The sequence below is a fragment of the Aestuariivivens marinum genome, from assembly GCF_022662175.1.
GTDB classification, from domain to species: domain Bacteria; phylum Bacteroidota; class Bacteroidia; order Flavobacteriales; family Flavobacteriaceae; genus Aestuariivivens; species Aestuariivivens marinum.
In genome coordinates this window covers 1,654,348-1,669,144 of the sequence record NZ_JAKMCR010000001.1, presented here as the reverse complement: position 1 = coordinate 1,669,144, position 14,797 = coordinate 1,654,348, and the positions used below count along the sequence as shown (strand labels likewise).

The following is a 14,797-nucleotide window of genomic DNA, read 5'->3' as shown; positions in this document are numbered from 1 at the left end:
CTACATCAGACCCTTTAACTTATAACTCGCAAGGCACGTTCACTATCAACTGGACGTTCGATGACGGTAACGGCAACTCCATAATAGTGCCTCAGACAGTAATCGTAGATGATGTGACGGATCCCGTTACGCCATCCCTTGCAGACGTGACCGGGGAGTGTTCTGCAACAGCTACTGCCCCAACAACAACCGATGCCTGTGCCGGAACAATCACTGGTACTACATCAGACCCTTTAACTTATAACTCGCAAGGCACGTTCACTATCAACTGGACGTTCGATGACGGTAACGGCAACTCCATAATAGTGCCTCAGACAGTAATCGTAGATGATGTGACGGATCCCGTATTAACCAACTGCCCATCAAACATTATATTGGACAATATCTCTGGAACCTGTAGTAATACGGCTACTTGGACACCACCAACAGCCAGTGATAATTGCTCGGTAACACTTACAAGCAGTCATACTCCGGGAGATACTTTTAATGTAGGAACTACAACTGTTACCTATACGGCAACAGACCCTGCTGGTAATACAGATACCTGTAGCTTTACCGTGACTATAAATGATATAGACCCTCCTGTTGCTATTTGCCAAGACTTTACAATTATACTCGATTCCGATGGCGCCAATACTACAGGGGATAAATTAAATGTAAGCTCTATTAATAATGGAAGTTATGATGCTTGTGGAAGTGTAAATGTGTCACTTGCCGATGGAGGGAATACCATGAACATCTTCTGTACAGATGTAGGTATCATGCAAGTCGATATGATCGTAACTGATAGTGCTGGAAATACATCAACATGTACGGCCAACGTAACTGTAGTTGATGACATTGATCCTGTTGCCATATGCAGAGCAACTCCACTAACCGTACAATTAGACAATACCGGGAACTATACTTTAGATCCAGCCTTATTGGATAATGGAAGTAACGATGGAGCAAACCCTTGTGGGGTTACTTTATCCTTAAGCCAATCAAACTTTGATTGTACGGACGTAGGTTCTAATACAGTAACTTTAATTGCCACCGATGGAGGAGGCAATACAGATACTTGCGACGTTACCGTAATTGTAGAGGATAACGTACAGCCTACTGCGGTCTGCCAAGCTTATACGGTTTATTTAGATGCTAATGGTAATGGCTCATTAACAGCAGCAGATATTGATGGTGGTTCTAGTGATGCTTGTGGCATCGTAGATTTATCAGCAAGTAAAGAAGATTTTGACTGTTCCGATTTAGGTCTTAATTCGGTGAGATTAGATGTAACAGATACTAATGGTAATGCTTCCAGCTGCTTTGCAGATGTAACTGTAGTTGATAATATTCCACCCATAGCTCCAAACTTAACTAATATATTATGGGGTTGTGATTACACGCCAGCTATACCAACAACTACCGACAATTGTACCGGAGGAACAATTTCGGGTGTTCCAAATACAACATTCCCCATAACCACAACCACAACTATTATTTGGACATTTACCGATAATGCCGGAAACGATTCTACATCAACACAAACTATAACTATAGATCCTGTTGTTTGTAATAGCTCAGTAACTCAGAACGTAAGTTGTTTTGGAGGCTCTGATGGTATTGCTACAGTTAGCGGGTCTGGGGGCAATGGCCCTTATACCTATAATTGGGGTGGTTTAGACCCTAATGCATTACCAGCCGGCACGCATACAATTACAGTAACCGACTCCGAAGGTTGTTCTAGCACCTGTACGGTAACCATTACAGAACCTACACAATTAACGTCAACAATAACAAATCAATCCACTAATTTGTTCTGTTTTGATAGTCCAACCGGATCAATAACAGTAGCTGGAGCTAATGGTACATCACCTTATGAATATAGTATTGATGGTGGTACATTTCAAAGTAGTGGCACGTTTAACAATTTAATAGGTGGCTCCCATACAATAACAACAAGGGATACTAATGGTTGTACTGTAGATATTTCAACCACTCTTATTGGCCCTACAGAAGCACTTATAGCAGATGTTCAATTAACGGATGCCAATTGTTTTGAGCCCGGATCTAAAGGCGTTCTTGTTCAAGGTCAAGGTGGTAACGGCGGATATGAGTATCAAATGTACGGTGATGTCATCGTGTCTTGGACTACAGATGGCGATTTTGGAGGCTTGATAGACGGTACTTATTTCTTCCAAACTAGGGATTCTCAAGGCTGTGTATCAAATCCTGTTGAAGTTACAATAAATGAGTCAACTCGGGTAAAAGTTGAAATTCCAAGTTGGCAAAATGTATTATGTTATGGAGAAGCGACTGGTAGTGCTAGTGGCGTAGTTTCAGGAGGTAAAGCGCCTTATACCTATTTATGGGATGACCCCTCAGCACAAACCACTTTAGCTGCCACAGGTTTAGCTGCCGGCACCTATACTTTAACGGTAACAGATTTTTACAATTGTCCGGTTACCGCAACGGTCACGATAACAGAACCTGATGATATAACGATTTCTGAAACCCATATAGATGTTAATTGTCATGGCGACAATACCGGTTCCATAACAGTAACAGCAACTGGTGGTACTCCTGGATATCAATACAACATTAACAATGGTGTTTACCAAGGCAGCAATACCTTTACAGGGTTAAGTGCAGGAACCCATACAATAGGGGTTTTGGATGCTAACGGCTGTGAAAAACAACTGGATGTGGTCATTACAGAACCTACTCCTATTACAGCGACATACACAACTAATACTATTGGTTGTGCTGAAGATAATAATGGAACAGCTACCGTAACAGCGTCTGGGGGTGTGGAACCCTATACGTATTCTTGGAGCAATGGACAAACCGGAGTCACGGCCACTGGATTAGCAGCTGGACCACATACAGTAACAATTACTGATGCCAACAATTGTATATTAGCACAAAATATAACCTATTCTAGTCCAGATGCCTTAACAGTAGCCATGAGCACGACCGTTACTTCTGGTGTTGGACAGTCTGACGGTATCGCAGAGGCTACACCTAGTGGTGGTGTGGGACCTTATACCTATTTATGGAGTAATGGCCAAACTAGTTCTACTGCAACTGGTCTAAGTCAAGGCTCTTATTCTGTTATCGTTACTGATAGCAAAGGGTGTCAAGTTACAGAAACGATTATAGTTGCAGACATCATTAACATTGTACTAGATTATGAAGCGGCCTGTGACCCCAACTTATCTGTGGATTTGCAAAGATTATTTGTAAGATTACTTGACCCGAATGGGGTTCCACTAATTACAGGTGGCTATGGTGATTTAACCTATACCTGGAATTTTGGAGCTAATGTACAATCACCCAGTAATCCTTACACAACTGTAAACGACAATTCAACTATTGAAGTTATTTATACTATTGGAGGCAACAAAACAGTTGCTCTTAGTGTTACAGACGAATCCGGACAAACGGTAAGTTATTCTTTTGATATATTCATTGATTCTTGTATTGAGTTCGACGTAGAATGTGACCGCTGTGTATCACAAGATTATCAGCTGTTGGATTGGTATATTGGAGATCAAAATGGAGATAGACTTTCAGACTGTGGTACTGCAGGAGCTATTATTACTGAACCCGTTTATATTTGGTTTTATTTAGACCATGGGGATAATACCAATTATAACCTAAATGTAGTGGCGGAATATGTTACCACCCATCCTTTAACAGGTGAAGTGACTGTAGAATCTATTGAAGAATGTTTATATGAAGGCGTTAAAATTGGAACGGGAGCCGCCTATTTATTTATAGACAACAGCTATGTTTGCGGTAGTACCATAGAAATATCTAAATTTTTAATCTCCTGGACCAAATTAGCTAAAACTCCTTGTGGACAAAGAGAACCTAAATGTTTTTGTCCAGGATTTGATATTGCCGTAGGGTCACCTTTAACAGCCATTGCTACTGCAACCAATATAGATTGCTATGCTGGAACCAATAATGGTACAGCTACTGTAGATGCCTTTGGAGGTACACCTCCGTACACATATCTATGGACTACCAACGATGGCAGTGGTTTAAATCCAACTGCTAAAGATCAAACAGGTCTAAGCCCGGGTACTTATACAGTTACTGTTACAGATTCTAACGTGACTTATGATCCGGATTTAGAAATGGATGTTTCAGACCCCTATACCTTTACAACCTCTGTAACGGTTGGGGAACCACCTGAATTAACCATAGATAGTTTTGATCCTAATGTGCCTCCATGTCATGGTGGTTCTAACGGGTATGCCCAGGTTAATGTTTCCGGTGGAACAGCACCTTATACCTATGCTTGGTCCAATGGGCAAACTACACAAACAGCAACTAATTTAAGTGCTGGCACATATAGTGTAACCGTTACCGATGCCAATGGGTGTACCGATTTTGCCTCTTTAACAATTACGGATCCGCCATTGCTTACAGCAACAGCTATTGGTACAGAACCACTCTGTTTCGGTAACAGCAATGGTACTGCAATAGTAACTCCTGCCGGAGGAACACCCGGACCTGGATATACATACTTATGGAGTAATGGTCAAACAACTCAAGAAGCTACAGGTTTAGCAGCAGGCAGTTATTCCGTTACAGTAACAGATGCCAATAATTGTACAGCTACAGCTAGTGTTACTATTGGCCAACCAACAGCCTTAGACGCAACAACCTCCAAAACTAATGTATTATGTAATGGAGCTGCTGATGGAACCGGCACTATAAATGTTACTGGAGGTACTGCACCTTATACCTATCTATGGAGCAATAGTCAAACTACTCAAACGGCAACAGGTCTTGCTCCTGGAACTTATAACGTAGTGGCAACAGATGCTAACGGCTGTCAGATCTCAAGAAACGTAACCATTACACAACCAACTGTACTAACCTTATCCACTGAATTCAATGAACCACAATGTTACCAAGGCGCAAATGGTGGAACAGCAAAAATTTATCCGTCAGGTGGTACGGCACCATATTCCTATTTATGGAGTGATGGGCAAACTACTCAAACAGCAATTAATTTAGCTGTTGGAACCTATACCGTAGATGTTACAGATGCCAATGGATGTACGGAAAATGCATCCATAGATGTAACCCAACCTTTAGAAACAACCGCCAATGCAGGCCCTGATCAAGATTTAAGTGTTGCAAATTGCGGTGTAACCTCTACAGTTTTAAATGCCTCAGGAACAGATTCTAATGGCACCCCTTTACCCGGAAGTTGGTATATAGTATCAGGTACCGGAGGTAGTTTCTCTAGCATAACCGATCCTAATGCGATTTTTACAGGTCAAGCTGGTACAACCTATCAATTACTTTGGGAGATTGATTGTGATCAAGATCTTGTTGTGATTTCATTTGGAGAAGGTTGTAATACCTTGGACTTTGATGGTGACAATGATCACGTAACATTTCAGAATGAATACAATTTAAGTGGTCCTTTTAGTTTTGAAATCTGGGTAAAACCGGATCCTACCCAAAATGACGGTGGAGCCAATAATGCTATACAAACCATTTTCTCGAAAAGAGACGCATCAGACCTCTCTCATGGATACGATTTAAGATTAGAAGGCACAAATCTTTTATTCAGGTATAACAACGGAGGTATTATATCGGCTTCTAATGCTTTAGGAACCAATAGATGGTATCATATTGCCCTAACATATGATGGATCTGATTATATTTTATATGTAGATGGTATCCAAGTAGGTTCGGGAACTGGTACTATACCTATCTCAAATAGTGACGAATTTATGCTCGGCGCCATGGATCAAAATCCCGCTGGTGGTAATCCAAACCCCGTTAATTACTACAGTGGATGGATGCAGGAATTACGCATTTGGAACACAGCATTAACTGTAGAACAGATTCGACAAATGATGAATCAGACTATTGAAAGTAACGGAACCGCTACCAGAGGTTCAGTAGTTCCAATTGATGTTGCTGGATTAAATTGGTCTACTTTAACAGGTTATTATAGAATGCTTCAACCTGCTGCACTCTCGGGAACAGGTTACTTGACATCAACTTTTGGAATTGGTCCAGACGGACAAATGCGCAATATTGAAACCACCCAACAAGAAACAGCACCACTACCATATGAATCTGATGAGGATGGTAATTGGAATGCCGTTAACACAACTGGAAATGATGCTGCTTCTCCTTGGAAGTGGGGACACTCTGTATGGGACCACCCAAATAGCACAGGTATTAATGGAGATCCTATAGATTGGAATATTGTAAGAACAGGGCATAATATTACTTCAGATTTACAAGATTTAACCCTACTTGGACTACTTGTAGATACTGCCGAACTTACAATTACTAACACTGGCACTCAAGATGAAAACAATCCTGGACATGAACTAAATATTTCACATTATTTACTTTTAAATGGGTTAATTGATTTAATTGGTGAATCGCAACTCATTCAGAAAAAATACGGGTATTATGATCATGACAACAATGCAAGCACGCCGGAAATAACTAACCAAGTAAGCGAAAGTATTTTGGACGCTGCTAGTTCTGGACACTTAGAACGTGACCAACAAGGGCAATCTAATTTATATAATTATAATTATTGGAGCTCACCCGTAAGTCCTACTTATAATGGGGCGTACAACGTTAGCGGTGTGTTAAAGGATGGTACAGATACTAACAATCCATTACCTTTACAATGGACTAGTGGATATAATGCTAATCCAACTACATCGGGTATTACTTTGAGCAGACGCTGGATATGGGCATTCAAGAACAATCCTATTAACTTTTATGCTAATTGGGAATATTTACAAGAAACAGGAACCTTAACCCCAGGTCTAAGTTTTACAATGAAAGGTAGTGGTGCCTCTGGAAATGAACAAAATTATGTTTTTGATGGACTTCCCCATAATGGAACCATCACAACACCAATATCATTTGGCAATGAAGCATTAGTTGGAAATCCATACCCATCTGCCTTTGATGCTAGAAAATTCATTAAGGACAATATCCCAGGTGGTAACCCAGGTACCTCCTCGAGTTTTGATGGAGCCCTTTACTTTTGGGTACATTACGATACAAATAACACACACGTACTGAGAGACTATCAAGGTGGTTATGCACAACTAACTTTAATTGGTGGAAATCAAGCCGTGGCACCATTAATAACCATTGATGGATATGAAATAAGTGGCATTGGATCATCCAATAAAATACCGGACTATTATATTCCTGTAGGACAAGGCTTTTTTGTGTATGCAGTTGAATCTGGTTCTGGTTCAGGGGATGTGACTTTCCATAATAGACATCGCGTTTTTAAAACAGAACAAGGTGGGGAGTCTGTGTTTATGAAACAAACCAATACGAAAGGAAAAACAAATACACCAGCTCCACAAAATAACCAAGAAATTGATGATATACAAAGGGTTCGAATATTATTTAGAACACCTGAAGGAGCAAAACGACCTTTATTATTAGGGTTTACTCCCGATAATTCAGCTACTGATGGTTTTGATTTTGGATATGACGCCATAAATAGAGAAAACCACCCGAACGATATGCTCTTTAGAATTGGTGATAAAAATTATATCATTCAAGGCGTTGGGGAATTTGATGAAAACAAGGAATATCCCCTTGCTATATTTTCTGAAACTGGAGGACTAATTGAAATTCATTTAACCGGATTGGAAAACTTACCTTCAAATACCAAAGTCTATATATATGATTCTCTATTAGGTAATTATACAAAAATCAATAATCAAGAATTCAATATAACTTTAGATCCGGGTACGTATCTTGACAGATTTTATGTGACCTTCTCTAAAAAGAATTCCCTTTCCACTAATGATGAGTTACTTGAGCAAATAGGAGTTAATTACCTTCAAAGAACCAATGAAATACATGTTAAAACAAACAATAATATAATTTTAAAGAAAATATATTTAATCAATATTTTGGGGCAAACAATCAATAAATGGGATATATCCAATACGGTTCATTTTTCAAATGATATAAAAATTCCAGTAAGAAATATTTCAGAAGGTAGCTACATAATCAAGGTTCAAACAGAAACAGGATCGATAAATAAAAAGATAGTTGTTGGACAATAAATAACTAAAAGTAAAAAATTAAAGAATGGACTTTTTGTCCATTTTTATATGCACTTTATCGATTAACAGTTTATATATTTTACACTTTATCGTATTTTTTTGTATTTTATCGTTATATTACTAATTTTGTTTTATATTGCATCAGCAATTTAATTTAATGTCTATTAAACCCAAATCTAATGACAAAAATTACTCGCTTATGTTTAATACTTGCTATCCTATTCCTTTTTAATGGAATAATTAATGCAACTAATACAAACAATGTTAATAATTCTAAAAACTCTTCTTCAACTTCAACAGAAATTCAAAGAGTCCGTATTTATTTTACATCTCCAAATGGGATTATAAGATATTTATTATTAGGTTTTACATCAGATGATAGTGCAAGTGATGGTTTTGATTTTGGATATGATGCCTTGAATAGAGACGATCTTCCAGACGATTTAAATTGGATGATTGACGATGATAGATATTTAATACAAGGTGTTGGAGCTTTTGATGATAACAAACAATATCCACTCGGGATGTTTTTGAAAAATGATGGAAATATTAAGATTGATCTCCAAGAACTTGAAAATTTTGAAACTCCCATAAATGTTTACATATACGATTCACTTTATGAAACTTATACAAAAATAAATAAGGCCACCTTCACTGAGAATATGACTAATGGTGAATACCTTGATCGCTTTTTCATTGCTTTTAAAGACAATTCTAGTGCTTTAGCTAAAAACAGCCTATCAATAGCGGATGAATCTATAGAGTATGCTCAAATAAATTATTTAAGAAGCTCTAAAGAGTTATACATAAAAACCAGTGATGGAAGCAATATAAACAAAATAACTGTTTATAATATTAACGGTCAAAAACTATATTCAAAAAATAATCTAAGGGATAACCTCATAAAAACCAACCTATCAAATTTAAATAGTAATCATGCCATTGTAACGGTTGAAAGTGATGATGGTAAAATGTCCTCTAAACAACTCATCATAAATTAAAAGAATTAGTCATTACAATCAATCTAAAGTGTCTAAAAAATAAATTTTTTAAACACTTTTTTATACATATCCTTTATAAAAATATTTAAAATTATGTATTTTGTCGATTTTATTTGCATTTCATAGATTATAAATATAATTTTATAATATAAATATTAACCCCAACTAAAACTTAACCTAATGAGAACACTTTCATTCAAAAGAAAGTATTTCATTATCATAACCTGTTTATTGTTATGCAAAAGCTTAATGGCTTTATGCTATAGTGTAAAATCAATAAACAGGCAGAACCTAAGCCCTCCAAACAAACCTTCCAAATTAGACTTTGATGGTATAAATGATTATATTGATTTTGGTGACAACACGGCTTTTGAATTTGATACTACATTTTCAATGGAAGCCTGGATACTTCAAGAAACAACAGTATCTACAGGAACAATCATTTCCAAAAGCAACACAAAAACATCACATGGTAGCGGATATCAATTCACTATAAAAAACAACCATCCCAATCTTAAGTTCTATAATAATTTAGGCTTAATACTAGTTGATATAACCTCCCCATATCCCATAACTAATAATCGCTGGTATCATATTACTGCCACCTATAATGGTTCATTGGCTAAACTATTCATAGATGGAATAGAAGTTGGAAGTGCTAGTTCGCCCCAACCTTCTTATGGTGATGAAAAATTCTTAATAGGTGCAACGTATAACAGTGATACACCTACTTCACCCAATAATTATTTTAATGGTTTTATTGATGAAGTACGCCTTTGGAATATAGCCCTGACACCTGATCAAATACATGAAATGATGAATCAGGAAATTGAACAAGATGGTGTCGCCATAAAAGGTAAAATCATTCCTTTGAAAATCTCTGGCGGTTTGCTTTGGAACAATCTGGAAGGTTATTACAACATGAACGCTAACGATGCAACCGATAAATCCAGTTACGCTAGAAATGGAAGTCCAGAGAACATGACTACTAAACAGGAACAAACTGCCCCTCTTCCCTATACAACAAAAGCTAATGGCAATTGGTTAGATAAAACAACTTCTACACCTTGGAGCTTTGGGGATACGGTTTGGAATTCCCCCAATACCATTGGTATTGATGGCGTTACTACAATAGACTGGAATATTGTTAAACTTTCCCATACTATAAACGGCCCAAATAGCAACATTAACCTGCTTGGTTTAGTCATGGACACCAACAGCCAACTCAATATCGCCAACCCCAATGAGCCTCTAGATGAATTAAACACTGGCCACGCACTATATATATCCCATTATTTAAGGTTGGATGGCAAAATAGATTTAATAGGGGAATCCCAACTCCTGCAAGATGAAGGTTGTATTCTATCAGAAGCCAGTACAGGTACACTGGAAAAAGACCAACAAGGCACAAAGGATATGTTTACCTATAACTATTGGTCTTCTCCCGTTGGTACAAACAATATCGCAACAGACAGTACCAGTACCCAAAACAATTTTACGGTACCAGATGTGTTAAAGGATGCTGTGGTCTCCTCAAATCCACTGGACATAGCATTTGCCTCTTCGGGATACGATGGGGCTCCAGGCATAGCTAATACTGTAGGAGCCACCATTGCCGATTATTGGATTTGGAAGTATGCAAAAAAAATAGGTTACACCAATTCACAATGGCAACATATGAGAAGCACTGGAACCATTTATCCAGGAGAGGGCTTCACCATGAAAGGAGTCGATAATACCCATGGTGCGATTTCCCAAACACAAAATTATGTTTTTAACGGAATGCCAAATAATGGAGACATCGCATTAACAATTGCTACCGGAAATGATTATTTAGTAGGCAATCCATATCCTTCAGCCTTGGACGCCAGCGCATTTATAAAGGACAATATTAGTATGGTAGCTGGAGGGAGAAATATAATTAATGTTATTAATGGTTCCTTATATTTCTGGGATCATTATGCCAATAGCACCCATGCCATACAGGATTACAAAGGAGGCTATGCTACCTACTCACTTATGGGTGGTATTCCTTCCATAAATAATGACACACGAATTAACACCACAGGAAAACCGAAAACAAAAACACCCGAGCAATACATTCCTGTAGGTCAAGGTTTTTTTGTATTTGCCAGAAACACCGAAGACAACAATACCTTGTTACTAGGGGGAGATATTGCTTTTAAAAATAGCCAACGGGTGTTCCAAAGAGAATCGGATGCCTCCTCCACTATTTTGAAATCTACAAGTTTCAAAAATATTGTAAATAAAACAGTAGATGTCAGACAAAAAATTAGGTTACTGTACAGTTCTCCCAATGGCTATTATCGTGAGTTACTCGTAGGTGTTGACGAAAATGCCACTAGTGGTTTCGACATAGGCTACGATGCCGATTTATTTGAAGACAACAAGGAAGATATGTATTGGTCTATAGATAGCGGTGCTAAACTAACCATTCAAGCCGTTGCCAATTTTAATAGTGAACAAGTGCTTCCATTGGCTATAAAAACCAATGTTGACGGATTATCATCCCTTAAAATTGACAAATTAGAAAATGTTGATTCCGATAAACTGATTTACCTTCATGATAAGGCACTAAACATTTACCAAGATTTGAAGCAAGAACCTTATGAAGTTTTTCTTTCTGCCGGTGAGCATACAGAGCGTTTCGAAATCACTTTTAAAAATTCCAACGCTCCATCTTTAAGCACTAACCGTATTGATAACAACTCTTTAAATGTCTATTTCTCGAATGAAAAACAAAGCTTTATTCTTCATAATCCTAAATTAAAGGAAATTAAAGCCATTAAAATATATAATGTAATAGGTCAGTCTATTTATGAGTTTACAAACCTTAAAAATGAAAATTACCAAGAGCTTAAAGCAAAAAAAACACCTACTGGAACCTACGTCATAAAAATGGAAACGATAGACAGCACACTATCGAAAAAAGTACTCATATATTAAGTTTTAGTTCATGTTAGTTTGAGTTAGTCGCTTAATACCCCAAATCTACCATTAACTCTGCTAATTACGAGAGTCTCAAAATAATTTGGGACTCTCTATTTTTGTTTTAATTTACCTATTAAAGCTTCAAGACTTACCTGCTCCTGATCTCCCTTGACCATATTTTTAAGCGTATACATATTGGATGCTATTTCCGATTCACCTACTAAAACCACATAAGGAATATTACGCTTATTGGCGTGATTCATTTGTTTTTTCATTTTAGCAGCATCAGGATAAAGCTCTGCATTAATTCCATTTGAACGCAATTGTTTAATTGCCTTGAGTGAAAATAAGGCTTCCTGTTCACCAAAATTAATAAACAGTACCTCAATATTTTTAGTCACTGTTTCTGGAAACAAGTTCAACTCTTCCAACACCAAATAAATACGGTCGAGCCCAAAACTAATACCCACTCCACTTATATCTTTCATGCCAAAAATACCCGTTAGGTCATCATAACGGCCACCGCCCCCTATGGACCCCATTTTTACTGAAGTTGGTGCAGCTACTTCAAAAATAGCTCCCGTGTAGTAGTTTAGTCCTCGGGCTAAAGTCACATCCAGTTGTAGTTTTGCAGTAGATAGATCCAATTCGGAAATAGCCTTATCTATAAATGCTATTTCCTGAATACCTTTTAATCCAACTTCTGATGTTGACAAAATAGCTTTTAGACTTTCTATTTGGTCTTCAAAAGTTCCCGACAAAGAAAATAATGGCTGTAGCTTAGTAATTCCTTCTTCCGAAATGCCTTTAGAAAGCATTTCTTCCTTCACTTTATTCTCGCCTATTTTATCCAGTTTATCCAAGGCCACAGTAAAATCGATAAGCTTATCACTAGCACCAATCACTTGAGCAATACCCGATAAAATTTTACGGTTATTGATTTTAATAGTAACACCCTTCAGCTTTAAAGCTTTGAAAACACTATCATATAATTGAATAAACTCAACTTCTTGCCAAAGCGATTTACTGCCTACTACATCTGCATCACATTGGTAAAATTCCCTAAACCGACCTTTTTGAGGTCTATCTGCTCGCCAAACAGGTTGGATTTGATAACGTTTAAACGGAAATTCTATCTCGTTTTGGTGTTGTACCACATAACGTGCAAAAGGCACTGTTAAATCGTAGCGAAGTGCTTTTTCGGAGATTTTTGATATATGTGTTTTTGAATCAAAAAGAAATAAACGAGCACACTTTAGCAAAATTATTTTTTTACATTTTGCCTTATAGCTATCTTGTAAAGGTAAAGATTTAGAAAAATCAATTTCTTTAATATTTAAAATATAATCTTTAATTTTGCCGTAATAATCTTCATTGTAGCCCTGTTTTAATTCATTTTCAATTGAATCTATCAAGATACCTTTATCTTTATTTAATGACTGATCAAGATAATTATAAAATTTTTCTAAACCGAAGAGGGTAACGGCATCGTCCATTAATAATGCTTTATAAAAATCCCCAGAATTCAAAATCTTAAAAATAAGTCGATCTCCTTCATCCCCATATTTCCCCATTAAAGTTTCTGAATTCTCAAAACTAGGTGTTTCAATAGGTTGAAATCCAAAAGTTTCAAAAGTATTGCGAATGGTATTGAAAATATAGTTACGTTTTGCTACCTGTTCTGGGTTAAAATCTCGGGTTCCTTTTGGAATACTTGGTTTTTGCATTATTAGTTTTTAGTAATTAGCTCCTTATCATACCATCACAGAGGTTTCTTTATGATGGGGTCTGACAAAAATAATTAATGATATTGTCATTGCGAGCTTTTTCAATAAAAAAAGCGTGGCAATCTCTACAGTGAAACTAAAATGATAATTAGTTTTTGTTGGCTATTAAGGATTCTATTGGCAATGTTTTTCTCAATCTTAAAATCCAATCTTATTCAATCTAATTTTATCGCCAAGATGCTAAGAGGCAAAAGCTATTAATATAATTATGCATAGCAACTGCCAATTGCATACTGGAATTAAGTAATTGTGCTATTTGCGAATAGTAAATCTCATTCAATCTTATGTTATCGTTTACAGCCAGACTTTATACTGCAACTGCAAACTGCAAACTGAATACTAATCTCCCTAATTAATTAGCTTATCAAAATATTGATACAACTCCCCTTTAGTGATTACTGCGCCTTGTTCAATCATTTTAAACTTATCCAAGTTTTTGTCATCGCTATAATCCTTATCCGCTTGAAAGAATTCTACATTCTCATCCATCAAGTTATCCCTTAGCCACTGATACCCCTCCTTAGTGGTAATATCTACATCATTTTTAACATTTAAAACAATGGCACTCATATGGTCTTCACCCAAATGGAACAAATACATGTGTTGAGCAGAGATGTGCTCTAAATATTCCGCTTGGTTTAAAACCCCTTCCCAAATGAGATCACTAAACACATCCAATTCGGTTTCGGCTAGCTCGGGTTTGTTTTGCTTTAAGTTGGCCCATTCATCGGCAGTAATGGACTGTGTGGCCAAAAAATTGATAAACTCTTGGTGCAGTTCCTCAAATTGTTCTTTGGTAAGTCTTGAATATTTCATTTTACCTCTTATTTTTTATTGTACTGAAAAGCCTCAAGTAGCATAGGCAATTCTGAAAGTAATTTATCTCGTCATTCACGCTGCCAAACTGAGGGTAATCTAAGTTGAAGCGATGAATCCTAATGAGATAAGATTCTTCAGTCGGCTATAGCCTCCTTCTGAA

General features: G+C 37.1%; 5 protein-coding genes. 3 read left to right on the top strand and 2 right to left on the bottom strand.

Going from position 1 to position 14,797, the window contains the following annotated elements; all coding sequences use genetic code 11:
- Positions 1-86: 86 nt before the first annotated feature.
- The 3 genes from MR053_RS07235 (at position 87) to MR053_RS07225 (ending at position 12,046) form a co-directional block, all read left to right on the top strand.
- Entirely contained in the window at positions 87-8,078 is a 7,992-nt protein-coding gene (locus MR053_RS07235; RefSeq protein ID WP_242131768.1) for a LamG-like jellyroll fold domain-containing protein, read from the top strand.
- 179 nt (positions 8,079-8,257) lie between these two features.
- Positions 8,258-9,079 carry a hypothetical protein gene (locus MR053_RS07230; protein ID WP_242131767.1) on the top strand — a complete coding sequence of 274 codons (822 nt, stop codon included), beginning with the start codon at positions 8,258-8,260 and terminating at the stop codon, positions 9,077-9,079.
- Positions 9,080-9,259: 180 nt separating this feature from the next.
- A complete protein-coding gene (locus MR053_RS07225; RefSeq protein ID WP_242131766.1) occupies positions 9,260-12,046 on the top strand; it encodes a LamG-like jellyroll fold domain-containing protein in 2,787 nt (928 codons plus the stop codon).
- 95 nt (positions 12,047-12,141) lie between these two features.
- Here the strand turns inward: MR053_RS07225 and hisS are convergent, their stop codons facing one another.
- Together hisS and MR053_RS07215 are read right to left on the bottom strand one after the other, a co-directional pair.
- Positions 12,142-13,758, bottom strand: coding sequence for a histidine--tRNA ligase (gene hisS / locus MR053_RS07220; RefSeq protein ID WP_255744891.1), 1,617 nt, complete (start codon positions 13,756-13,758; stop codon positions 12,142-12,144).
- Positions 13,759-14,166: 408 nt separating this feature from the next.
- A complete protein-coding gene (locus MR053_RS07215; protein ID WP_242131765.1) occupies positions 14,167-14,634 on the bottom strand; it encodes a DUF6495 family protein in 468 nt (155 codons plus the stop codon).
- Between the last annotated feature and the right edge of the window lie 163 nt (positions 14,635-14,797).